Raw genomic sequence first — 25,031 nt, 5'->3', positions numbered from 1 at the left:
TTTATATTTTTTAAAACAATAAGTTAGTGCAAAGCAGAAACTAAATAGCAAAAAAAACGCACCAATTAGGTGCGTTAATTTAACAAGTTATCTACATTGGTGCGTGCAATATACTAATTGCATCCTTAGCTTTATATAACAGGGCTATACCACGCAGTTCCTACCCTGATTTTTAGCTTCGTATAATGCTTTGTCAGCAACACGCATTGCCTGCGTTAAGCTAGTGTCTTGAAAGTCTGCCAAGCCTATACTTGTAGTAATTTTAATTGATTTATCGCTGATAGAAAAATCATAACTAGCCAGCTTTTTTCTAAATGCTTCAAAGTATTCACGACCACGTTCAAGCTCTATCTCAGGTAATATTATGGCAAACTCTTCTCCACCAACCCGTGCAACTGTAAACTTTGAAAACGTAGTACGTATTAATGAACCAACCTGCTTTAAAGCCTGATCGCCACCCTCATGGCCTAATGTATCGTTAATATTTTTAAAAAGATCGATATCTAACAATGCGAGAGTATTTTTCTGGTTTTTACTTTTAAGGAGCTTTTCTGCATATTGATAAAAATAGCGTCGATTATGAAGCCCTGTTAAATGATCTCTATGCGCGCTTTCTTTAATATCCGAAATTAACGATAGTTGCTCCATTGTTTGAAGTACTCGACAATGAAACTCCTCATTCATAAATGGCTTTGTTAAAAAATCATTGGCGCCATATTTAATAAATCGCGCTGATAGCCCATGTTTCCCCGCGCCCGACAAGCCAATAATTGCTAAGTCGTCTCTGCCTCTAAAGTTACGTACCGCTTTTACAAGTTCAAAGCCATCCATAGAAGGCATAGCGTAGTCGGTCATAAGTAGCTTTATATCAGGATTAGCTTTTAATATTTCGAGTGCTTGTTGCCCATCGTGGGCATCTGTCACATCAAACAATTGCTTTTCAAGCATTTGCTTCATTAACGAGCGGCTCAGTAATGAATCATCTGCTATTAATGCTTTACAGCCTTGGTTTCTTAGCAATTGCGCAACGAGTTTAACGGCGTAGTGGTAAGAGTCGCGATTATCTTTAATAACATAATCAACAACACCTAATTCAAGCATTTGTTGGCGCTTGTACTCATCTATTTTTGAAGTTAAAACAACCGTAGGAATCTTTTTAGATAAAGTATATTTTGCAACTTCACCGTGAGGAGCATCTGGCAAGGTTAAATCAACTAACGCAAGCGTGTAGTCGTATTTTTCTACGTAAGTGGCACATTCAGCTAAAGACCAAGCAAAATCGATTGCCACATCAAGGTATTGTGCAGTTAAGTGGCGAAGTACCTGCTGCACTACTTTACTGTCTTCAACCACTAATACTCTTTGCATAAAGCTTCTCTTTACCTTTAATTAGTTTTGTCAAAAAACGACAAATACAACACTATTACTGCAATAGCATTAGTCATAAACATCCGGTGTAGAGTGCACTTATTGTGCTTGAAAGCGTAATCCGTTAGATTTTTTTGGTGATAGCCTGTATAAAAAATCAATACAAGTAGGCCGCAATATACCTGAGTTTTGCAATTAACTAAATAAAGAAAGTAAATCCAAAATGACTATAAAAGCGATTAATACGCGTCTTTCAATGTATTAATACCTTACTTAACCAGTATTATCGGCCACTAGTCTCAATACTTTTGTTATTTAACTTATTTTTATCTTTAATGATGTATCAACAATAATAAGGACACCTAATGAAGCTTAGTCGTATTATCAGTTTACCGATAACCGTTATTGCATTAATAATTAGTACAAGCACGCTTGCCGATAACCAACGTCGTATTGATGTAGACAGCAAAGTAGTTACCCAACATAAGGCTAAAATTAATGGCCAGCGTTTTAGTTATACCGTAGCTACAGGCACACAACCTGTATGGGATGATAAAGGCGACGCGGTTGCTACACTACAATACACCTACTACACACGCGACAAAGTTGACGACAGAACAACTCGCCCATTACTTATTTCATTTAATGGCGGGCCGGGTTCGGCTTCTGTATGGATGCATCTTGCTTATACTGGCCCTCGCGTATTAAAAATTGATGACGAAGGCTATCCAATTCAACCTTATGGCGTAAAAGACAATCCATATTCTGTACTTGATATTGCCGATATTGTTTACGTGAACCCGGTAAATACTGGCTACTCACGCGTACTTGAAAACGAAAAAGGCGAACTGCCTTCTAAGGCAAAACAAAAAGAGCTATTTTTTGGTGTTAATGCCGATATTAAATATCTTGCTGAATGGTTAAATACTTTTGTAAATAGGGCTGAGCGTTGGCGCTCGCCTAAATTTTTAATTGGTGAAAGCTACGGTACAACACGTGTATCTGGACTCGCTCATGAGCTTCAAAACAGTCAGTGGATGTACATAAACGGTGTTGTTCTCGTATCACCTACTGATATTGGTATTAAGCGCGACGGTCCGATTAAAGCCGCTAACCGCCTACCTTACTTTGCAGCGACTGCTTGGTATCACAAAGCACTTAACGCCGATTTACAAGCTAAAGATCTTGATGAGTTATTACCTGAAGTTGAAGAATTTACTGTAAACGAGTTAATCCCTGCGCTTGCTAAGGGTGGCTTTATTAATGCTGAAGAAAAACGTCGAATTATTACAAAAATGGCGCACTACGCTGGCTTATCAGAAAAATTTATTGAGCAAAATAACTTAGATATTCCAACTCAATTTTTCTGGAAAGAGCTACTACGTGAACGTGGTCAAACTGTAGGTCGCTTAGATTCTCGTTATTTAGGAATAGATAAACGCGACGCAGGTGAATCCCCAGACTACTGGGCTGAACTTACCTCTTGGTTACACTCTTTCACTCCTGCAATTAATCACTACTTACGTGAAGAGTTAAACTATAAAACTGATGTAAAATATAACTTATTTGGTAATGTCCATCCATGGGATAGAACCGGTAATAATACAGGCGAAAATCTACGTTTAGCAATGGCGCAAAACCCTTACTTAAACGTGATGATCCAATCAGGATACTTTGATGGCGCAACCAATTACTTTGACGCTAAATATACGTTATGGCAATTAGACCCAAGCGGTAAAATGAAAGACCGTTTGAGCTTTAAAGGCTACAGAAGCGGACACATGATGTACCTTCGCCACGCTGATTTAGAAAGCTCTAATAACGATTTACGTGACTTTATACAGCACGCTTTACCCAAAAAAGGGCAAGCGGCTAAATACTAAAATACCTAAAACAAAAAATGGCTCTTTAAGAGCCATTTTTTATGTGCGTTTTTCATATCGTAAACAATAGCTTTTAAGTTGTGTGACTACAGCGTTAAAGCGCTCTTCCAGCTGCTGTATATATTCATTTTTGACTGTTTCGTTTTCTGCCTGCGTTTCTATCTGCTGGCATATATTTGCCAACTCAATAGCCCCAACAGACTTTGAAGATGACTTTAATGCATGAGCCTGAAAAGCTAAATCAACATAGTTTTTACTCTTAGCATACGCGTTAGCTAATTTAATTTGCTCCCCTGCTGTTTGTAAAAACGCATTAAATACCATGCAATGTACGCTAGGATCATCACCAAGCATTGCTTTTAGTAGCGTAATATCTAATTGATCAAAACTATCTGAAGCTATATTTTCACCATCTGATTTTTCTGAACGTGTATTGACCATAGTTTGAGAATGCTCCATCAATAACGACTTTAATTTAACAAGCTCAATAGGCTTTGTTAAAAAGCCATTCATTCCACAACTATAACAATTATCTATGTTGTTTTTGGTAATGTTGGCTGTAATTGCAATTATAATCAGTTCATCAAAATGAGTGTTTTCGCGTATTTTTTTGGCTAACCCTAACCCATCGAGTAAGGGCATTTGAATGTCGGTTAGTAAAATATCAAAGCGTTTATTTTGTATGGCCTCCCAAGCTTGCTCACCGTTACTTACAAAAGTAGAGCACACTCCAAGCATAGTTAATTGCTGTTTTAACACTTGCTGATTTGTAACTTGATCTTCTGCCACTAAAACCTCAAGCGTAGGAAGCGTTACCGCATTTAAGCTTTGCTGTGTTATTTGAGGGGCTTGCACTTGTGCTGGCAAGTCAGTTTGATCAAAACTGTTAAAGTTTAGCGTAAAACAAGAACCTTTGTGCTGCTCGCTCTGCGCGCTCAAAGACCCTTGCATACGCTCTACCAGCTGCTTAGTTATCACTAAACCAATACCTGTTCCATTTACTTTACTGGTTTCAGCTCCTAAGCGGTCAAAAGGTTTAAATAGGCGAGAAATGTCATCTGGAGAAAATCCACATCCGGTATCTATTACATCTATTTCGCATTGTTTATTACTTAACACCCGACAATTAATATTAATGCTGCCATTTGGTTTGTTGTATTTAATCGCATTTGAAAGCAAGTTAAGCATCACTTGTTTAAAGCGGCGCTGATCAATATAAATACTCAACCCTTCTAAGGACTCAAAGCCGTGAGTTTGCAGTGTTATTGATTGCCCTTTAATAAGCTCAGTGACAAGCTCTACTGACTCTTCTAATATGCTTTTAATAGGCACATAAGAAAAACTAAACTGCATATTACCCGACTCAATAGCCGTTAAATCAAGCACATCGTCTATGAGTAATAGTAAATGTTCTCCAGCTTGATAAATGCTTTTCGCGTTTTCTTTTTGTACTTTATTAGCACTCTCATCATATCCATACAGCTGGGCTAAGCCTAAAATTGCATTTAATGGAGTTCTTAATTCGTGGCTCATACTGGCCATAAAATCTGACTTTGCTTTACTTGCAGACTCAGCTTGAATTCGTAATGCATTTAATTTTTGATGGTTATTCGCAACCTCATCAACCATATTATTAAATGCATTTATTACACTGCCCACTTCATTTTGTTGTTGTTTATCTATATGGCAATCAAAGTCGCCTTTGGCTAAACGTGAAAACCCAAGTTTTAGCGTCCTCAAAGGCGATGTAACCCTGTAATCCACCAGCCAAGCTAAACCTATAAAAACGATAACTAAAATAATAAATTGTATATATATTAAGGTGTAATGAAGTTTTGAAGATTCGTTAATTTCATTCGTAAAATTAACAACCAAGCTAATATTAGCCAGCGGTTTGTCTAAAAATACCACCTGTTGAGATAACAGCATGTCGCCGTTTTCATTTGCTCCAACCCAATTCTCAAGCGGATACAATTGGTTTTTTGAATCAACATCAACAATTTTAATACTTTTCCAATTAGGGCGAGTTTGAAGTTGACTGTCTATCTCTTCATATAGCTCTGCATATTGCCTAGTTAACAACGGAGTCGTTATAGAAGTCGATAACTGCGCTAAAGAACGCTGAGCAGCCTTTGAAAGGCCATCGTTTACCCAGCGCGCTTGTTCCGGTAAGGCGTAAAACATAAAAAGACAGGCCATAAGCAAGCCACAAAGCAATACCACAATAAAGCTTTGTGCTCTTAGGCTACGAAACCCTCTAATTTTCAACATAAAAAGAGCGCAACCCCCACTGAGTTAACTGCTGATACTCAGCTAAAGTTGCAATACTAGGTTTAATAATTGGGATACCTGCAAGTAAATGTTTATGCTCTGCGCTTTGCCCTATATCTAAAATAGCTTGCTGTACTTTTAACTGTATTGCAGCATCAACCCTTGGGTGGGCGACAATTGGGTGGCGACTAATTTCACGCGTTTTATAAAGAATTTTAAGTTTATTTTGTAAGCTTTCTGGTTGTTGTTTAAATGTGCCCATTACACCACCGCCCGCCATTGTTGAGTGCAGTGCAACATTTAAATATACCGATGGATGAGTTTGGACATATACAGGCTTTATTGTTAGCCCGTATAACAATGCTAAATCAGCTCTCATTAATAATGACGCACCTAATGCGTTAGGTGCAGGGAATGCTATTTCGGCGCCCTCTAGTTGGCTTAAATTATCAATATCACTGTCTTTGTTTACGAGCAAAATACCTTGCAGCTTTCGCCCTGCATCTTTTATTAGTGGTAAATACCCCTGTTTTTCGTATGCGACAACACTATGCCATGGGTTCATGTATGCAAAGTCGTACTCGCCATTAGCAAAGGCTTTTTCAAATACAGGAATAGACTCAACTGTAATTAGCTTTATTGTTACTCCCGTTTGCTTACTTACTTGCTTTAACAAAGGTTGCCAAATAGCATTTAGCTTTTGCGGCTCGTATTGCGGCACTACACCAAAGGTATATTCTTGAGCTAATAAGAATGAGCTGTGTATCAAAGATAATATAGCCACTAAATACTTCATCAATTCTCCAAATAATAGCGTGTCATTATTGCTTAAGCGTAGTTAAAGACTACTCAACACACCATTAAATTATTATATATTCGATATTTAGCATTGACCTGCTTTGATTACAGGTAGTTTTGGAGTGTATTTTTTATCTATGAGCATATGATGCAAGTTCATAAATGTGGTGTAAGTACTTTTCAATCCGACCTTATTGCTTAGCCAAGTAGGTATTGCCCCATCAGGCAAAGCATATACTTGGTACTCAATATCAAGACGGCCTTTGTCCTCACTCAGTAGCCAGCGTGCATTTAAAGTAGTAATTCTTATAACGCCATTATTTCTGGGCTGCTTATTAGGGCGAGCATTAATAAGCAATTGGCTTTTATTTGCAGTTAACTGTGAATAACAAGAATAAGTAATGCTATCTCTATCTCTAACAGGCCAAGGAGAATTAAAATAACTGTACACTAAATTTTCTGATGGGCTTATGTGCTTAATAACCTTTACCTGAGATATATTTTCGAGCCATTGGGGTGCGGCATCGGTATCACTGAGTAATTCTAAAAACTCATTGGTGGATACGCCTTTCACGCTCATCTGCGCTTTTACCTCAAAGGTATTATCACTGTGGCTTTGATAATACACACTTACGCCATTTTTGTTTTTATACAAATGCCATATGGGCTCAGCGTAAGTGTTAAAACTAACTAATAAAAAAATAACGAATAAACACTTTTGCAACTGAATTTTATTACAAAAGCGCTTCATTTATTTTTGCCAGTAAGGTTCTATGTCAAGTGAAGCAAGGCGACTTTGCTCCATGGCACTCACCAAATATTCAGACTTTTGTTCAAGCCATGACTGGATTTTAGCAAGCTGTTCGTCTTCTTGTCCTGCACATAATTGCTTTAAATACTCAAGCGTACTTAATTCATAAATACCATGAGAAATATCAAGCCAAGGCAATCTAAACTCTAGGCGTTCTTCTTTATCAAATAACGATCCTAAACAGTTACCGCTCAGTAGGCTATTTTCAAGCTGAGTTCGCAGGTTTAAATACGAAGCGACATCGAGTGTTTGCTCCTTTGGAAGCAACTCGTGCAGGTTTTTCCAGTCTTTATTAAAAAGCCTATTGGCAATAGACGAAACATTTTGCTCAGCCGCTTGAAGCTCTGCTTGCCCCCAGTCTTTACGCCATTGCTTATCGATTAACCAGGTAGTTAACGATAGTAATAAACGATTATAACGTGCGCTGTGAAACAGTGCATTTATATCGTCAATGCTTGGCTGTAACTCTTTTAAGTCTCCAATGACTTGAGCAAGTGCTGGCGCCGCATTAATTTTTTTATAAAAAGCATGGCGTTTAGACGTGTACGTTTTTAATTGAATCGCATTTTCTACCCACGCTAACTCACTTAATAACCATTTAAGTTCGGTACGTAAGTGCTCTGTACTTTCTTTAGATACTATATCGTCGTATAGCCAAAAAGTATGGCGGATTAAACTGATGCCGTCAGTTACGCGTTTAAGTGTTTTTAAACTTGGCTTATCGAAATAGCATTGCTCGTGCTTTTGTACAAAACGAATGCCAAAGTTCATGGCTTCAACTAAAGCACGCTCTTGAGTAGTCGACTTTGGTAATTGTACAAAACCAATAGATTTGCTTGGCATTAAAGGTTTTTCATCAGCAAGTCGATAACCACGCGCGGCCTTAGAATACAAACCTAAGCGTATGCAGTTTTGGCTAACTAGTATATCTGCAAATGCAAACAGCTCATTACGACTACCCTCAACAAGCTCAATTTCTAGCTCGCTAATAATTTCAATTTTACCCGAAGCCGCAATTTCACCTTTATCGAGCACAACTTCAATTTTAGCGCCACTTTCGGTTTCAATTAACCAAGTACGACGAATAAAGTTAGTACTAAATATTGGATACAGGTTTTTTGAGATGGCGCTTATTTGCATGCCATGAGGCCAAATATCAGCATCAAACGCCATTAAATTAGGGCGGCTTGATTCAATTGGTAAATTGTACTCTGGACGTTGGTGTAAACCACCTACCACTTCACCTGCAAGCTTTATAGTTTGCTCGCATTCGCTGTCAGAACAACGCGTTCTAAAGCCTATATCAAGCGCTCTAAGCTCTCTGCTTGGCGTATCGTAGTATGCATTTTGTAAGCTGCGAGACGGTTTATTATTCACCGTTTTTGCAAATTGAGTAATTAACGAGGGGATCAGTGGAATAACGGCATCTGATACCAAAAATTTCAGTTCTATCTCAGTATCCATTCGGTTTGCGGATTACCTTTAAAATAAATAAGTGCTCAAAATAAACAAAGCGCCTTAACAATGCAAATTTTTTAACCTTATTTTAGGGCCTGATGACCTTTGCGGATTAAAATTCGTTCTATCTAGGAGCAATTTAATCACAGCGTGAGGTTTGTAACCTAGTGGACTCGATAACTACTCCTGCGTTACCGTACTGGGTTACAATATCAGTCTTGCTATTGATCTATTTAATCCATACTATCTAACTACTTATGTGAAATAAAAATCACGTTCATAACGGACGCAGTTAGATCAACAAGGTAGATAAATGCTAAAACATTGTTTATTAGGGCTACTTTTAACAGCCACCACATTCATGAGTTATGCACAAGAAGCACAACCTGCAAATTCAACGAATGCAAACACCGCTTATATTATCGATAATCTATACACTTTTATGCGCTCTGGGGCGAGTAAAAATTATCGACTACTCGGCTCTGTAGATGCTGGAACAAAGTTAACCTTGTTATCAAATGAAGAAAACGGCTTTATAAAAATTAAAGATGATAAAGACCGCGAAGGCTGGATAGAAACTAAGTTTATTACTAAAACAGCGGGCTTACACCAACAGTACAAAACACTAAGTAGCGAAATGAGCTCTATACAAGAAAAGCTACGTCAAGCTCAAATAGAACTTCCACAGCTACAAGAACAAAACCAAACTTTAACAGATCAAAATCTGCAGTTATCTGCTCAAATTACTAAGCTTAAAACAACGCTAGAGCAAGAGCGCACTCAAAAAGAAGCTGCTAGCTCAAAAGAGAAACGCCAGCTACTTACTTACGGTGGTGCTATTGCGTTTTTAGGCCTGTTTTTAGGTATTATATTAACGATAGTGCTGTCACGTCGTAAGCGCTACGAAGGTTGGGCGTAAAGCTCCATCCAACTAAATACAAAAAAGCCGCTTTATAGCGGCTTTTTATTCTCTGTATTTTCATGCAGTTCGAGTTTTGGTGCACTCATACCTTTGAGCAACCGACCAAATATATCAGCGCCGGTAATAATGCGTTTCACGTCGCTCCACACTAATACCACATCGTGATCAATGGCCCCATCAAACGATTTATCTAAAGAATGATTAGCCCGTATTTTTAAAATCACTTCACTCAAACGCATCGCTTCATCAGCAACAATTATAGGTCTGTGACAATAATGATAAGGGTCAAACGTATCTGGCTCAAATAACGCTGATCTTAAAAAGCCGTCAGCATCTACCACTAATAAAGGCCAACCGTCTTCATTGGTAATGATCACCCAGTTATAACCTGACTTATGTAGTTTGCGTAAAAACTCATTATCAGTTGTTAATGTAAGGTCTGGGAAAATAGGCAAATCAAGCTTAGTAGGCAAAGCAATAATAGAGTCTGGATCAATTACCTCACCCTCTTTGGTTACGCTTATTTCATCTAAGCTAAAAAAGTTAAGCGCGCCTATTCCCTCAACGTGTTGAACATCAGCTTCTTCAGCCTCTATGTGTTTGCGAATAATACCTCTGAGCTCACTTTCAGCAAAGTACGTAATCCCCTCTTTACCTAACCAAGCATCGAGTATTAAAGCCGTTGGCTTAGCAACTATATAAAACAGAATCTGATAAAACTTAATTAACGGCGAAAGTAGGCTTGCCATTTTTAACGCATTACGCGAAAAATAAGCCTGTGGTGTTATTTCACCAATAATAGTAATTGCGATAGTTGAGAATAAAAACGAACTTGCGCCCATTAATACCGAATCAGAAAGTAGTGTAAGTAGTACGTTAATACCTACGTTGCCCCACAAAATAGTCGACAATAAAAAGTTAGAGTCGTTTCGAAGGGCCATTACTTTTATGGCCGCCTCGTTCCCTTTTGCACTTTCCATTTCAAGCTGAAGCCTACTTAGTGAAAAAAACGCTAAGTTTAAGCCCGAAAATATTGCCGATTGTGAAATACACAAAGCAATTGCACACCAAATCATGACTTCAAAGGTCATTGTATTTTCCTGTTAGTAATACCAATTCACTTAATTAAGCGAATTGGTATAAGGCTTATAAAAGCAATAAACTGCCTAAACCTAAAAAGGTAACAAACCCAACAATATCGGTAACGGTAGTTAAAATTACCGAACCAGATAACGCAGGATCAATTTTCATTTTGTCTAAAATAGACGGAATAACAACACCTGCTAGTGACGCGGCCACTAAATTCAATAATATGGCTACCGTAATCGTAATACTAAGCATTAAGTCGTTAAACCATAAAAAGGTTAGTAGGCCTATTACAAACGCCCATACCAAGCCATTTACAGCGCCAACACGCAGCTCTTTTTTAAGCAGCGCATTACGGTTTGAATCTGTAACCTGTCCAAGCGCTAAACCTCGCACAATAACGGTTAATGTTTGACTGCCAGCAATTCCCCCCATAGAAGCGACCACAGGCATTAATACAGCTAGTGCTACAACTTGTTCTATCGTTGCGCCAAATAAACCGATAAACCACGACGCTAAAAAGGCAGTAGCTAAATTAATACCTAACCATATGCCACGGTTTTTAGCACTTTTTCGCACACTTGCGAACAGGTCTTCGTCTTCACGTAAACCACCGGCTTTAGCGGCCGCTTCATCAGCAATTTCTTGTCGTAATTCATAAGCAGAGGCAATAGTTAATCGCCCAAGTAATTTGTTATCAGCATTCACCACTGGCAGTGCCATTTTTTCACTGTGGATCACCACCTCTGCCGCTTCATATAAATCATCATCAGCATGGAGTGATGAAAAGTCATGATTTGCCAATGTCATTAAGTTATCGGTGTCGCTGGCTTTTATTAAATCATTTACCGCAACCTCACCTATTAAACTACCCTTGCGGCTTACTAAATAAATAACTTCACTGTATTGCGGTAAACCTTTGTGTAGCAATTTTTTAGCACCACCGGCTGTTAGCTTCTCCGATACTTTTAAAAAGTCAAAACCTAACCAGTGACCTAATTGTTCTGGCGGGTATTGCTGCGCTAAATCATATTGTTTGGTTTGCGCTTCATCGAGTTGCTTTTTTGCATACTCAACAAATCGCTCTGGTATAACTTCTTCAAGTTCCAGTAGCTCTTCTACATTAACTTCATCAAGAAGTTTAAAAGCCTCAGTGTCTTCTAGCGTTTGCAGCAACCACAAACAACTATCTTCACTTAAATTAACAAAAATTTCGTGTTGCGTGTCTTCATCAAGCAACTGCCAAATTTCAAGTCGTTGTTCTTTTGGTATCGCCTCAAAAAGTAATGACAGGTGCTCTGTTGAAAGCGTTAACTGCGCATCTGCTAATAATTTATTTTTGCGTTCTGTTGTATCGCATTGCAATAAATCATTTATGAGCTGTGGAAGTTGGTCTACCGGATACTCAATCATCTTAAAACCTTAAAATTTAAAAGCGCACATTATTTATAGTCTACTTGAACAATAAAAAATTGCAGAAAAAACGTGAACTTATTAAGCATGCGCAAGCTATTTTTGCGCATTGTATGGGCAAACTAAATGCAGTACTAATATTTATTTTAAAAAATTAAAAAAACAGTAAAAGGAATTGTTTTTGAGGGATCAAACAACAAGTAAGCAAACCAAATGGATTACTTATAATAAAAAAAATCCCATATTAGCTAGGCTAATATGGGCAAAATCACACAATGAATTAGGTGTTTTTAAATTACGGTTTATGCTTTAAATTAAAGTCTATCAGTAATATTTCGTACTAAGTCAGAATCTACAAATTGAGTAATAAGTGCAGCGCCCCACGCATAGCCTCGCTGTATTGGGTAACCTTTAAAAATCCAGCGTTTACGCACGTGATTAAAGCGCTCTAAATAGTCTTGTTTTTTTTGTGGCAGAGGTTGCTCACCCAATTTATTCCATGCTTTATATACGCCTGACATGTCAGATCCTCGCATAAAGCGTTGCAACCAACGTGGAAAACGAGAAAAGCTAATAGTGGACTGAAAATCAATAAAATAAGGTTTACCGTCTGCGCCGCATAAAATATTACCCATATTACGCAAGTCTAAATGCACGATGCCTTTGCGATGCATTTTTGCTACTTGACGCTCAAGCTCACTAAAAAAGTTAACAGGTAGTGTTTTGTCTTCATGAATTAAAGCGCGCAGTGGCGTGCCTTCAATATAGTTATAAGCAACCGCTATCGGCGACAATCTACAAAAGCGGTTAGCAACTGCGTCAAGCTCAGCTAAACGGCTCAACCCTTTATACTCTTGATTTACCGACATACGTGCAAATGTTTTGCGGATAAACCACGGGCTTTGGCTAAAATCTTTAACAATTAAATCAAATTCATTATCTTTATATCGATACACAATCGCGTTAGCAAAACGTCCCTTATGGACAACACTTAAGTGATGTTGCATAAAAGTATGTTCTGGATATTGCTGCTGTAATTGTACTAACAAATTATTTTCAATCATAACAAACCTAACAAGATGATAACTTTAATTGCCTAGGCAACTATATTATCAAAGTTAGATTCTACGCACAATCAGATCAACTAATTAGCACGCTAACTTTCTGTTGAAACAGTATCGCTATTTTATTGATAATCTACTTTTGGGGGGAGTTTGGCAGTGAATCAAGATTATTTATAGCTTTGAATAGTAAGTCGATTATTTGGTTTTTTTCTGGCTCTGAAAAACCATTTAATGCTTGCGCATAGACTTCGTTCACTACAGGCATAATTTCAGGACAAAGAGCTTTACCTTTTTCACTTAAACACAAAATAGTTGAGCGCTTATCAAGCTCACATTGCGTTTTAATAATGAGTCCTTTTTCTTCAAGTCGGTTTAGTAAGCGGCTCATAGCGCCACGATCATAAACCATATATTCGCAAAGTCCTGCAAGCGTATTAACCGACTCTCTCGCAAGTAGTACAACCACAATATATTGCGCAGAAGTTAAGTCCATAGGAAGTAACTTGGCATCAACATGAATGGCTAATCTCGAACGTAAAAAAGAGACTAAACGCCCCAAATCTTGCTCTGGCGCTAACTCTTCTCGAGTACAACGTTTAATTGATGGCATGTTTTGCATGGTTATTTCACTGTATAGGTATATTTGCATGCTGATAGACCTTAACGCATGCAAAAAATTCAATAATTTTTATAAAAAATCGCCCACAAAAATAAAGCCGCTATTAGCGGCTTTTAGTGTAGGGCTTTGAGCTTTGTTAAATCTTAAACTGGCCAACTAAGTGTCCTAAGCTTTCACCACGCCCAGCTAAATGCTGACCAACTGAAGAGGTGGTTTTACTTGAAATAGTTAGCTCATTAACTATTTCTTGAATAGCAAATACATTACGGTTTATTTCTTCTGTAACGCTACTTTGCTCCAGCGCCGCTGTCGCAATTTGCGTACTCATGTCGTTAATTGATCTAACTGAGCTTGTTACCGCGCCTAAACTTTCTGAAATAGCACGAGAGGATTCAACAGAGCGATTACAACTACTTTGGCTTGCTTGCATTGCTGCAACTGCATCTGATACTAAGTTATGTAGCTCACTCAACATTTCACTAATCTCTAATGTGCTAACTTGAGTACGACTTGCTAGGCTTCTTACTTCATCAGCAACAACTGCAAACCCTCTGCCTTGCTCACCTGCTCGCGCAGCTTCTATTGCAGCGTTGAGTGCAAGTAAGTTTGTTTGCTCAGCAATTCCACCAATTACACTTAGTACGCTATTAATCTTTTTAGATTGATCACTGAGTGAATCCACTTGTTCAGCAGCTAGGTTAATTTCGCCCATTAAGTTTGAAACCTCACTGAGTGAAATATCAACACACTCTTGAGCTTTAGCAACTTCTTGCGTTGCCGCTTGAGTTGACTCTGCCACTTGATTTGTATTTTGAGCCACCTCATGAGAAGTAGCCGACATTTCGGTAATAGCCGTCGCAACAAGATCTGTTTCATGATTGTGATTAAGTAACTTGTCTTCAATTAATCGTGTTTGTGTATTTATGTCACCAGAAGCTGTTTTTACATCGTGTGTTACATCAACCACATTAGCAATAATGCCATGTAGCTTACTTACAAACATATTAAATGCTTCGCCAAGCTGACCTATTTCATCGTTAGTATCAATGTCTAGACGCTTGGTTAAATCGCCCTCACCTTTTGCAATATCGTCAAGGCTTTGCGCCATGCGCTGTATTGGTTTTACCATTGTATTTGCGGCAACTAACGCACATATAATTGTTAAAACAACCCAAAATAAAGCAATTAATAATAAGGTCATTATCTTATCATTCATGTGCTTTTGCATTGCTGTTTGGTATTTAAGTAGCTCTGCGTCTATATCATCCATATATGCGCCAGTACCAATCATCCAGTTTGTGCCTGGTATCATTGCTGCATAGCCCATCTTTTCAACTAAGCCTGTGGTATTTGGTTTTTGAAAATGATAGTTAAAAGCGCCGCCGCCTTTTCTAGCTTGCTCTAATAAGCCCACTATTATTTTTTTACCGTTAGGGTCAGTCATCCCTATTTTATTTTGTCCTTCAATAGCATCACCTAGTAATGCATGAAAAACACTAATGCCATTGGTGTCGTATATAAAAAAGTAGCCACCTTGGCCAAATGTTAAGTCTCTTAAAGCGTTTTTAGCATCTTGCTCAGAGCCATTTGCTAATTGATAGCGAACAATTTTGCTAGCAATTTCAATTTCGGTACTTAGTAACGTTTGCTTGTCACTTATTAACTTAGTTTGAAATGCTTCAAAATTTTGTTGCTGATTTTTATTCTCTAAATAATAAGAACTCAGCATTAAGCTGATCAAAAGTAGCATTAGCGGTAAAATAGCTAGTAACAGCAATTTGTTTTTCAAGCTTAAATTACTCATTTTTTCTCCGAGGTGAATAAAGGTGTGTGTGCAGCAACAACTAAAATCTAGCAAAACTAATATAGTTTGCAGATTTACTTATTTGCCCAAAATAACTTCACTCATTTATATCGCTTTAAACTTATATTAAGAAAAGCATAGGTAAAATTAGGTAGGACCAAGTTAGTTAGAAGTCAGCTTAGCCATATTATAATCCCAACTCAGCATTTTAGACACCAATAACGCAGAGACCTTAGTCTTAATAAAAATAATTCATCCAACGTTTATCCATTATTTAAAACACTCTCTATAAATAATATCCACGTAGCCTTACTGCTTTTATTTAAGTTAATTAGTTTTAATTGCAGCGAGTTAGATTATTTGTAAGCGAGTATAAATATTGACCTCAAGGTTAAATTAATATGTAGAGATTAATTTATTATTAACATATAATAATCCTATCTTCCTAGTAACAAATAATCAGATAGATTAAAACATATTGTTTTGAGCCACTGTTATGAATTAATAAAAATGAATTACTAATGAAATATATTTTATATCTTGTGCTTTTAATCTCTAGTCAAGTATTTGCAAAGCCTGTAAATAATAGTATTGCATTTTACTATTCATACCCTATGCCTCTAGCCGAAATGACCTTTTATTCACGCGTTGTAGTTCAGCCAGAACACGTCACTGAGCACGAACTTAATTGGTTGAAACAACGTAATATTGCTGTTTATGCTTATTTAAGTGTTGGCGAGTCTTTTAATAGAAATAAGTCCTCACTTAGTATAAACCCCAACTGGAATAGCCATATTGCCGATTTAGCGTCAGCACATTGGCAACAACATATTCAAAGGAGCGCTGAGACATTAAAAGCACGTGGTTTTAGCGGCTTATTTTTAGATACTCTAGACAGCTATCAACTTTTAGATGACAAGCACAGTAAACCCGAACAACAAGCTGGATTAGTCACCATAATAAGCTCTCTATCTAAAACTTTTGATAAGCACCTTATTCTCAACCGGGGCTTTGAGTTATTGCCTAAACTCGCTGATTTAGCCAATGATTTAGTGGCTGAAGGTTTATATAGCCATTACAACCCAAATGACAATAGCTATAAACTGACCAACAAAAACGACCAAGATTGGCTAAGCGCACAATTAAAAAAAGCAAAAAACTTAGGCCTCAACGTCCAAATTATTGATTATGCAAAGCCCGATAACCGCCTCGCTATGGCACAAAAGATTATAGACGCAGGTTTTAATCCGTGGGTGACAGATGGCCACTTGCAAACATGGGGGACATCATCGATAACACCTGTGCCTAGGCGAATATTAATCCCTTATAATAGCGATATTTCACCCTTAGTTAAAAAATCCGTTCATTCAAAGCTTGCTACAGTCATAGAATACTTAGGGTATATTCCTGATTATGTAGATGTAGCTAAAGAAAGCTTACCTAAAATAGATCCCAGTCTACATGCCGGCATTATTTCTTGGACTACTCATAGTATATTTTATAATACTGAGATTATTAAATGGCTGGAAGGGGGTTTGAAAATAGTACCGGAGCTAATATTAGGGGAATTACCTCAATCAAATAAATTACTAATTAGTTTAGGCGTAGAAAATATAAATAATGCGCAACCTGGCCCTTATGAAGTTAAATACTTTGCCGATTGGCTAAAAGGTGAAACTACAAAAGCACCTGTAATTATCAGACCAAATTTCCTTAAGTTAACCTCAGACGCCACAGCGTTAATTAGCATTAGTTCAGCAAATGGTAAAATCCTAGCGCAAGGAAGTAAGACTAAACTAGGTGGCATAATAGTAGCCCCTTGGCTAATTGATAATTTACCACTGGAAGGCAGTAAATGGGTGATAGACCCTAAGAACTTGTTAACAAAAGTACTAAATTTACCCACAATATTAGCTCCTGATACAACAACTCTGAGCGGAAGGCGTATGTTAACTTTGCACATAGATGGCGATGGATTTAGTAGCGTTGCGCACTTCAAAGGTAAGCCATACAACTCAGAAGTTATTCGCGATGAAATAATAAAAAGGTACAAATTGCCATTAACATCCTCCATAATACAAGCAGACATAGAGCCTAACGGCTTACATCCAAAACAAAGTGAAGAACTTGAGCAAGTTGCAAGAGATATATTTAAACTACCTTATGTAGAGATTGCATCACACACATACAGCCACCCTTACTTTTGGAAAGCATTATCAGGGATACAAAACATAGAGGAAGATGATACGGTATATGGACTTAATTTAAATATTCCAGGGTATCCCTCTGTCGATTTAGAAAAAGAAATTTCAGGGTCAATTCAATACATTAATGAACGACTGACGCCAAAATATAAAAAAACAGTACTAATTCTATGGTCAGGCGATGCAGTTCCAGGACCAAAGGCTTTAGCCATAGCAAGAAAAGCCGGCGTGCTTAACGTCAATGGTGGTAATACTTCTGTAAAAGCTGATAACCCAACACTTACAAATGTATCGCCAATTGGTCGACCTGAAGGTGACTTGTTATACCAAATTTATGCACCCATTATTAACGAAAACGTATATACCAACTTGTGGCATGGCCCTTATTATGGTTTTAAACGCCTAATAGAAACATTTGAAATTACAGAAAAGCCATACAGATTAAAGCCATATAGTATTTACTTTCATTTTTATTCTGGTGAATTACCTGCAGGACTTGATGCACTGAAATACAACATAGACTACGTACTTGCAAGACCGAATACGCCAGTACATTTGAGCCAGTATGCAAAAATAGCTAAAGACTTTTATTTTTCAGCTCTTGCTAAAAACAGCAAGAACGAATGGTTTTTTAGCTCTCAAAGCATTCGAACATTACGTATTCCCAATGATTTCGATATCCCTAACATAGCTCAAAGCTCAGGTGTATCTGGCATCACTCAAAAAGGTGATTACATTCATATAACTGATGATCTAGCAAAGCTTAGCTTTGATCACAGCCAGAAAAACAATGTACCTTATTTAGCTTCAGCTAATGTCTCCATGGATAATTGGCAAGTAAATGGAGCTGTCAGTTTTAAAGCATGGGTGCCTGCTAAAATTGATTTAGTTAATGGTCGTTCTTGTGAATTTGTTTCTAATGATGGAAAGCGCTTTAGAGGTAAATCGGATGTTGATATCACACAGTTTAGTCTGCCAAAAGGACAGTTCTATGGCTACTTAAAATGTAAAATAGCTGCATGATGGTGAGCAATAAAAAACTAAACTCTTATTATAGTTAATATATTGATGCACTCTTTTATCGTTTTTCTAAGTATAGGTTTATAGGCTGATCTTAATAACTTGAGTGGTAAACCAATAAGTTTTACTGCTGTGAGTTAATCAAACCTACATGTAAATTTAAACTATTGAGTATAAGGTTGAATTTACATGTAGAGATCAATCTTTCATTAACATATAATAGTCCTATATTCCTAATACTAAACAACTAGCATTAAATCGGAACACATCACTTTGAGTCACAGTTATAATCTAATAAAAATGAATTATTAATGAAGTATATTTTATACCTTACACTTTTAGTGTCGGCTCACGCATTCGCAACGCCTGTAAATAATAGTATCGCTTTTTACTACTCAGCGCCGATGCCATTAGCCGAAATGACCTTTTATTCTCGCGTTGTAGTTCAGCCTGACCTTGTGACTGAGCACGAACTCAATTGGTTTAAACAGCGTGACATAGCTATTTATGCTTATTTAAGTGTTGGTGAGTCGTTTATTGAAAGTGAGTCTTCACTCGCAGTTAACCCTAACTGGAATAGTCACATTGCCGATTTAACATCTACGCATTGGCAACAACATGTGCAAAATAACGCAGCTACTTTAAAAGCACGAGGCTTCAGTGGCTTGTTTTTAGATACCCTAGACAGCTATCTGCTTTTAGATGACAAGTACAGTAAATCAGATCAACAAAATGGCTTAGTCGCAATTATAAAAAGTCTGTCTGGCACGTTTAATAAACACCTTATCCTCAACCGAGGCTTTGAGTTACTACCTAGACTTACCGGTTTAGCCAGTGATTTAGTGGCTGAAGGTTTATATAGCCATTACAACCCAATCAATAATAGCTACAAATTAACCACCGAGAACGATCAAGCTTGGCTAAGTGCACAATTAAAAACGGCACAAAAGCTTGGTTTTAAAGTACAAGTTATTGATTATGCACAGCCTGACAACCGTCTTGCTATGGCGCAAAAAATAAAACAGGCAGGTTTTATTCCCTGGGTAACTGATGGGCACTTACAAACATGGGGTACATCAACTATATCACCAGTACCAAGACGCATCCTCATTCCGTACAACAGTAACGTTAAGCCACTCATTTACACTACCGTACATTTAAAGCTTGCGACCATGATTGAGTATTTGGGGTATATACCTGATTACATAGATATGGCAAAGCGCGATTTACCTTTAGTTGATCCTAGCTTACATGCTGGTATTATTTCGTGGACCTCAAGCGACGCATTTTACACACCAACACTAAACAATTGGCTTGAAGCTAATTTAGGTGTGGTGCCAGAGCTTATTTTAGGCGAGTTACCACAATCAACTAAATTATTATTAAGCTTAGGTATTGAGTCGTTAAACACACTACCTGAAGGTCCATATAAACAAGATAGCTTTGCACCTTGGCTCAAAGGGGAGTCCACAACACCTCCCCCTATTGTTAAACCATACTTACTCAAATTATCAACTGATGCGACTCCTTTAATTACAATAAAATCATCGGATGACACAATAGTTGTACAAGCTGCTAAAACTAAATATGGTGCAGTAGTAGTTGCTCCTTGGCTAATTGATACATTTCCGATGGAAGGCAGCAAATGGGTTATTGATCCGCGTACATTACTTACTCAAGCAATGGGGTTACCACCTATATTAGTGCCAGATACAACCACCGAAAGCGGCAGGCGAATTCTTACTTTGCATATCGATGGAGATGGATTTACAAGTGTTGCCCACTACGCAGGTAAGCCTTATTCAGCAGAAGTAATTCGAGATGAAATAATTAAACACTACAAACTACCGTTAACGTCATCAGTGATCCAAGCTGATATTGAAGAAGGCGGTATTCATTCTAAACAAAGTGCCAAACTCGAAGGCATTGCGCGTAGTATTTTTAACCTGCCTTACGTAGAAGTTGCTTCACACACTTATAGTCATCCCTATTTTTGGACAGCACTATCTGGGCGAAAAAAAATAGATGAAGACGACACAGATTACGGTTTTCATCTAGACGTGCCTGGCTACAACACAATTAGCCTTAAAAAAGAAATTACCGACTCGATAAAGTACATTGATGAAAAACTCACACCTAAAAATAAAAAAACAGTAATGATGCTATGGTCTGGTGATGCAACACCTGGCCCAAAAGCACTTGAACTTGCTCGTGACGCTGGCGTATTAAATGTCAATGGCGGTAATACTGATGTAAATGCTGATAACCCAAGCCTTTCCCACATCTCCCCTATCGGTCGCCCTGAAAGAGATTTGCTGTATCAAATTTACGCCCCCATATTAAATGAAAATGTTTACACAAACTTATGGCATGGCCCTTATTACGGCTTTAGACGCTTAACCGAAACATTCGAAATAACAGAAAAGCCATATAGATTAAAACCTTACACTATTTATTATCACTTTTATTCAGGTGAAGTTCTTGCGGGCTTAGACGCTCTTAAACACAACATTGATTATGTTTTAGCAAGGCCAAATACACCGGTGCATTTAAGCCACTATGCAAAAGTAGCAAAAGACTTTTACTTTTCTGCACTTGCAAAAAACAGTAATAATGAATGGTTATTTAGCTCAAAGTACATTCGCACTCTGCGCATACCTAGCGATTTTGATGTGCCAAACATAGCTCAAAGTGAAGGTGTATCTGGTGTAACTGAAAAAGGTGACTACATACATATTATAAATAACATAGCTCGCCTTAGCTTTGATCATAGCCAAAATAGTGAAAAACCTTATTTAGCGTCTGCAAATGTTGTTATTAATAACTGGCAAGTTAACGGACCTGTTAGTTTTAAAGCGTGGGTGCCCGCTTCACTTGATTTAATTAATGCACGCTCTTGCGAATTTGTATCTAATTTGGGTGAGCGCTTCAAAGGTATTAACCGGGGTAAATTAACACATTTTAAAATACCTACAGGTGACTTTTATGGTTACCTTAACTGCAACGGATCTGCTCTATAATGAATACTAAAAAGCGCCCTCAGTTAATTTCTATAAAAACAATATTAGCGATACTAGCTGTAAGTTGTTTTGCACTTTATGCGTTATTTCCCCATACCTTATTTTTTGAAGATGATGCACTTTCACAAGATTATACCTTTGAGAAATCTTACCTCAATGCAGCACTCAATGCAGAGCCCGACAACGAAAAGCTTCGCGCAAAATTGGTTGAGCTACATATAGGGCTTAGTGAGTATTCACAAGCCACTAACGAGCTTGAAAAGCTACCTAGAGGCGAGCGCAAAGCAACACTTGAAATAAAGCTGCTTTACTCATTATGGCTAGCAAGTGGTGCTAAAGTTGACGACCGCTTTGAAGAGCTATCTTTAAAAATAGGAGCTCATAAAAATTGGAACGAACAAATACTTACTATTGCAAAAGCCGTTGGGTTAAACGCAAAAGTTGCTCAGTATTATCAAAAAAATAAACAGCCACTCCTTGCAGCCGATTACTGGTTAAGCGCAGGGGAACCTGACAAAGCATTCGCTATTTATAAAACAAATATAAATGCTGACATTGCAGCTAAAGCGATTGAAACTGCACTTGGCGCAAATAATCCGATTCAAGCTTATGCATGGTGGAACACCTACGGTGACAAAGCCGATGTTAAACGCACCCTTTATTTAGCAAACTTGGCTGGCAATACAGAAGATGCAGCTCAAGCGATTGAAAGCTTATTAAAGACCGACCCAAATAACAGCGATTACTTAACACAAGCAATGCACCTGCGTTTAGCAAATGGAAATGCAAAAGGGGCTGAGCAATTACTTGCAAAGCTATTACTACAAAGCCCAGATGACAAAGAGCTACATTTATTAAATTGGAAGATAAAGCGCTGGCAAAACAAGCCTAAAGAGGCACTTCGAGAGTTTAAATGGCTAATGTCTAACAAAGCCGTAACCCCTGCGATGCTTACCGATAGTATTAACGATGCCACCGCTTTATATTTATACCAAGATGCTAATGATATATACGAATATAAAGCCCAAAATAGAAATCTAAAAGGAAATGGCTTTGCTAATTGGATGCAAGCTAACGAATTTATTGGTAACACCAAGCAAGAGTTAAATAATATTGAACGCTTTGAGCAAATAAATGGTAAAAGTGCATTATCACAATATTGGAAAGCAAAAGTACTTCACGATACTGGTAATTTAAAAGCCTTAAGAGCTTTGTGGCCTACATATAAAGGGCCTAAAAATGAAGAAGATTTACTTTGGATTGCCCGCGCATTTTGGCTAGAAGATGACTTTTCTACAGCTCTGCAAGTACTAAAAAACAAACATGAAAGTTCTGACGATGAGTTTTGGAGTGCCCATGTAGACATGGCAATGCGAGTCCAAGACAAAGCTCATGAGCTATATGCATTAGAGCAGTTGCAACAAATAAGCCCTTTAAGCGTAGGCGACATGCTGCACTACCAACAATTGCGCTTTGAAGGTAGGCCTCAGGAGCTTCTTGATTATTTATGGAAAAGTGAGTCGCAAACTGACCGTCAATTGATTCAAATTGCATTATTAAGCACACAAGTAAATGATGCTAAATCAGTTGCACGTATTCATGCTGAACTTGATAAACAACGATATAATAAAGCTCTCTATCCTGCTTGGTTAATTCTTTCTAATTGGTATCAAAACCAAAGTGATTTAAATTCAGCTTATACAACCTTAAACCGCGCTGCTAAATTAAGCGAATATGACTCTGATGTTGTGCTTGCACAAGGTTGGTTAGCGCTGCAAATGCATGACACTGTAATGATTGGCCGCATTTTAACGCGCTATTCTCAAAGCGACACTTCCTATGCGTGGACGCAGCTCTTAGCTAGCCTATCTATTTATGAAAAATCATATAACAGTGCCTACTTTTATTTGCGTAAATTGGCCATTGCAGAGCCAAGTGACTTAACAACACTGGTTAACTTAGCCGATGTAATGAAACAACTTGGATATTATGCAAATGCTGCTGAACTTAATCACTATTTACTGCAACACTTACCTAAAGATAAATATGCATACAGAGGCCTAATGTTCCGCTGGGCGGGCGCGATGGCTGTTCCTCATTTAATGCAATTAAACACAATGGAAGAACTTGCCCCCGACACTATTGGTGAACCTCAAACAAACTGGTGGTTAGCGCGCAGGGCTGCACAAAAATTAGAGCCATGGCAAAAGCTACAACTTTATATGACCAACGGCGAGTTTAATAAAGCGAAACAGCTTATAGCTGAAGGTTCACTAAGCAAATTAGATGAGCTAAACGCCCTACTCTATTTAAAACAACCCTATGCCACCATGCAACGTTGGTACGAAGAACTCACTGAAGAACCAAGTCAATCGCAATTGAGTTTACTTAGAAATGCACGCTCATCCTATTTTAGAGCGCTTGAAATTAACCTATCGCCAGAGGCTGGTTTAAACAGTAGCCAGTACGATGTAAACGTTTATTTTCCTTATGCTAAGGGGCAATGGAAATTAAGTTTAAGTAATCAGCAAAATCTTGATAACAACGGATTACTGTTTGCGATAGAAGATAAAATGACCTTTGGTCGTTGGTATTTTGATGCAAAAATAGATTCGCACCAAGGCAGCTTAGTTAGCCGCCAAGGTCTTAGCTTAGACTCTCGTTATCAATGGGATTCACGAACACAGGTAGGTTTAAAGCTTGAATATAATGTTGAAAACCGCCAATCAGAAGCACTACTTAGCTATGCTCAGCTAGATAAAGCCACGGCCTATGTTAATTACAATATTGATGGTAGACAAAACGTACAGCTATCAGCAGCAGCGATGTCTTTTTCTCGAAGAAGCGATGGCAGCTCACTAATAAACGGCCAAGAATATAATGCTCGTTACCAATACAGCATTTTAAAAGAACGCCCAATTTGGAACGCTTATTTTAGTGCGCAATGGCAAGACTTTGAACGTGTTAATGCATTAATAAATACAGATTCAAGCAGAAGACCGCTAAGAGTTGACCTTCAACCATTTAGACGTTTTGCACTAGGGACCTCATTTGCTTCAACTGGCTCATTAGAACCTCCTTATTTAGGCGCAAGCCCTTCGTGGTTATTTGATATAAGTACTGGCTATCAAACACTTAACGATACAGTAGATGTATCAGTTTCAAGTGGCGCAGGTTGGTCTGTACTGGGCGATGATTTATTTAAATTACAGCTGGGTTACCAAAGTAGTAATAAAGTGGGTAACTCAGATACACAATTACAATTAGGTTATTACGTACATTTTTAATGT

At 37.9% G+C, this 25,031-nt stretch carries 15 protein-coding genes; 5 read left to right on the top strand and 10 right to left on the bottom strand.

Annotated elements, in window-relative coordinates; genetic code table 11:
- Positions 1-144: 144 nt before the first annotated feature.
- The gene (locus tag QMA08_RS15345; RefSeq protein ID WP_290174854.1) at positions 145-1,368 is read right to left on the bottom strand and encodes a diguanylate cyclase; all 1,224 of its coding nucleotides are present in this window, start codon (positions 1,366-1,368) and stop codon (positions 145-147) included.
- 365 nt (positions 1,369-1,733) lie between these two features.
- Here QMA08_RS15345 and QMA08_RS15340 point away from each other — a divergent pair, with 365 nt between their 5' ends.
- The gene (locus QMA08_RS15340; protein ID WP_290174852.1) at positions 1,734-3,251 is read left to right on the top strand and encodes a carboxypeptidase; all 1,518 of its coding nucleotides are present in this window, start codon (positions 1,734-1,736) and stop codon (positions 3,249-3,251) included.
- Positions 3,252-3,290: 39 nt separating this feature from the next.
- On the opposite strand, the gene QMA08_RS15335 is transcribed toward QMA08_RS15340, so the two are convergent.
- The 4 genes from QMA08_RS15335 to QMA08_RS15320 form a co-directional block, all read right to left on the bottom strand.
- Complete coding sequence (locus tag QMA08_RS15335; RefSeq protein ID WP_290174851.1) at positions 3,291-5,522, bottom strand: ATP-binding protein; 2,232 nt, start codon at positions 5,520-5,522, stop codon at positions 3,291-3,293.
- A complete protein-coding gene (locus QMA08_RS15330) occupies positions 5,509-6,318 on the bottom strand; it encodes a phosphate/phosphite/phosphonate ABC transporter substrate-binding protein (RefSeq protein ID WP_290174850.1) in 810 nt (269 codons plus the stop codon). The genes QMA08_RS15335 and QMA08_RS15330 overlap by 14 nt, the downstream gene beginning before the upstream one ends.
- An 87-nt stretch (positions 6,319-6,405) precedes the next feature.
- Positions 6,406-7,071 carry an START domain-containing protein gene (locus QMA08_RS15325; RefSeq protein WP_290174849.1) on the bottom strand — a complete coding sequence of 222 codons (666 nt, stop codon included), beginning with the start codon at positions 7,069-7,071 and terminating at the stop codon, positions 6,406-6,408.
- Complete coding sequence (locus QMA08_RS15320; protein ID WP_272450592.1) at positions 7,072-8,595, bottom strand: CYTH and CHAD domain-containing protein; 1,524 nt, start codon at positions 8,593-8,595, stop codon at positions 7,072-7,074.
- 307 nt (positions 8,596-8,902) lie between these two features.
- Between QMA08_RS15320 and QMA08_RS15315 the strand changes: the two genes are divergently transcribed.
- Positions 8,903-9,508, top strand: coding sequence for a TIGR04211 family SH3 domain-containing protein (locus QMA08_RS15315; RefSeq protein WP_290174848.1), 606 nt, complete (start codon positions 8,903-8,905; stop codon positions 9,506-9,508).
- Between the two features lie 32 nt (positions 9,509-9,540).
- Here the strand turns inward: QMA08_RS15315 and QMA08_RS15310 are convergent, their stop codons facing one another.
- The 5 genes from QMA08_RS15310 to QMA08_RS15290 form a co-directional block, all read right to left on the bottom strand.
- Positions 9,541-10,602, bottom strand: coding sequence for a CNNM domain-containing protein (locus QMA08_RS15310; RefSeq protein WP_024598984.1), 1,062 nt, complete (start codon positions 10,600-10,602; stop codon positions 9,541-9,543).
- A 55-nt stretch (positions 10,603-10,657) separates the two neighbouring features.
- Positions 10,658-12,010 carry a magnesium transporter gene (locus QMA08_RS15305; RefSeq protein WP_007584828.1) on the bottom strand — a complete coding sequence of 451 codons (1,353 nt, stop codon included), beginning with the start codon at positions 12,008-12,010 and terminating at the stop codon, positions 10,658-10,660.
- A 314-nt stretch (positions 12,011-12,324) separates the two neighbouring features.
- On the bottom strand, positions 12,325-13,074 hold the full coding sequence (locus QMA08_RS15300) for an RIO1 family regulatory kinase/ATPase (RefSeq protein ID WP_039486764.1): 750 nt from the start codon (positions 13,072-13,074) through the stop codon (positions 12,325-12,327).
- Positions 13,075-13,207: 133 nt separating this feature from the next.
- Positions 13,208-13,723, bottom strand: a complete 516-nt coding sequence (locus tag QMA08_RS15295) for a MarR family transcriptional regulator (protein ID WP_238719423.1) — start codon at positions 13,721-13,723, stop codon at positions 13,208-13,210.
- 106 nt (positions 13,724-13,829) lie between these two features.
- Positions 13,830-15,497 carry a methyl-accepting chemotaxis protein gene (locus QMA08_RS15290; RefSeq protein ID WP_290174845.1) on the bottom strand — a complete coding sequence of 556 codons (1,668 nt, stop codon included), beginning with the start codon at positions 15,495-15,497 and terminating at the stop codon, positions 13,830-13,832.
- A 521-nt stretch (positions 15,498-16,018) separates the two neighbouring features.
- Here QMA08_RS15290 and QMA08_RS15285 point away from each other — a divergent pair.
- From QMA08_RS15285 to QMA08_RS15275, 3 genes are all read left to right on the top strand, one after another.
- The gene (locus QMA08_RS15285) at positions 16,019-18,724 is read left to right on the top strand and encodes an endo alpha-1,4 polygalactosaminidase (protein ID WP_290174844.1); all 2,706 of its coding nucleotides are present in this window, start codon (positions 16,019-16,021) and stop codon (positions 18,722-18,724) included.
- A gap of 308 nt (positions 18,725-19,032) precedes the next feature.
- Positions 19,033-21,741 (top strand): endo alpha-1,4 polygalactosaminidase, encoded by a 2,709-nt coding sequence (locus QMA08_RS15280; RefSeq protein ID WP_290174843.1) that lies wholly within the window; start codon positions 19,033-19,035, stop codon positions 21,739-21,741.
- Entirely contained in the window at positions 21,741-25,028 is a 3,288-nt protein-coding gene (locus QMA08_RS15275) for a tetratricopeptide repeat protein (protein WP_290174842.1), read from the top strand. The genes QMA08_RS15280 and QMA08_RS15275 overlap by 1 nt, the downstream gene beginning before the upstream one ends.
- The last annotated feature ends 3 nt before the right edge of the window (positions 25,029-25,031 follow it).

This window comes from Pseudoalteromonas sp. APC 3355 (genome assembly GCF_030407615.1).
GTDB classification, from domain to species: Bacteria; Pseudomonadota; Gammaproteobacteria; order Enterobacterales; family Alteromonadaceae; genus Pseudoalteromonas; species Pseudoalteromonas distincta.
The sequence above is the reverse complement of the archived record's forward strand: the minus strand, read 5'-3'. Positions and strand labels throughout refer to the sequence as shown.

Excerpts from the sequence above, each read along its gene's own strand:
- QMA08_RS15320 (WP_272450592.1), bottom strand. The coding sequence starts at position 8,595 with ATGGATACTGAGATAGAACTGAAATTTTTGGTATCAGATGCCGTTATT.
- QMA08_RS15305 (WP_007584828.1), bottom strand. The coding sequence starts at position 12,010 with ATGATTGAGTATCCGGTAGACCAACTTCCACAGCTCATAAATGATTTA.
- QMA08_RS15280 (WP_290174843.1), top strand. The coding sequence starts at position 19,033 with ATGAAGTATATTTTATACCTTACACTTTTAGTGTCGGCTCACGCATTC.
- QMA08_RS15315 (WP_290174848.1), top strand. The coding sequence starts at position 8,903 with ATGCTAAAACATTGTTTATTAGGGCTACTTTTAACAGCCACCACATTC.
- QMA08_RS15345 (WP_290174854.1), bottom strand. The coding sequence starts at position 1,368 with ATGCAAAGAGTATTAGTGGTTGAAGACAGTAAAGTAGTGCAGCAGGTA.
- QMA08_RS15340 (WP_290174852.1), top strand. The coding sequence starts at position 1,734 with ATGAAGCTTAGTCGTATTATCAGTTTACCGATAACCGTTATTGCATTA.
- QMA08_RS15310 (WP_024598984.1), bottom strand. The coding sequence starts at position 10,602 with ATGACCTTTGAAGTCATGATTTGGTGTGCAATTGCTTTGTGTATTTCA.
- QMA08_RS15330 (WP_290174850.1), bottom strand. The coding sequence starts at position 6,318 with ATGAAGTATTTAGTGGCTATATTATCTTTGATACACAGCTCATTCTTA.
- QMA08_RS15300 (WP_039486764.1), bottom strand. The coding sequence starts at position 13,074 with ATGATTGAAAATAATTTGTTAGTACAATTACAGCAGCAATATCCAGAA.
- QMA08_RS15335 (WP_290174851.1), bottom strand. The coding sequence starts at position 5,522 with ATGTTGAAAATTAGAGGGTTTCGTAGCCTAAGAGCACAAAGCTTTATT.
- QMA08_RS15285 (WP_290174844.1), top strand. The coding sequence starts at position 16,019 with ATGAAATATATTTTATATCTTGTGCTTTTAATCTCTAGTCAAGTATTT.
- QMA08_RS15295 (WP_238719423.1), bottom strand. The coding sequence starts at position 13,723 with ATGCAAATATACCTATACAGTGAAATAACCATGCAAAACATGCCATCA.
- QMA08_RS15325 (WP_290174849.1), bottom strand. The coding sequence starts at position 7,071 with ATGAAGCGCTTTTGTAATAAAATTCAGTTGCAAAAGTGTTTATTCGTT.
- QMA08_RS15290 (WP_290174845.1), bottom strand. The coding sequence starts at position 15,497 with ATGAGTAATTTAAGCTTGAAAAACAAATTGCTGTTACTAGCTATTTTA.
- QMA08_RS15275 (WP_290174842.1), top strand. The coding sequence starts at position 21,741 with ATGAATACTAAAAAGCGCCCTCAGTTAATTTCTATAAAAACAATATTA.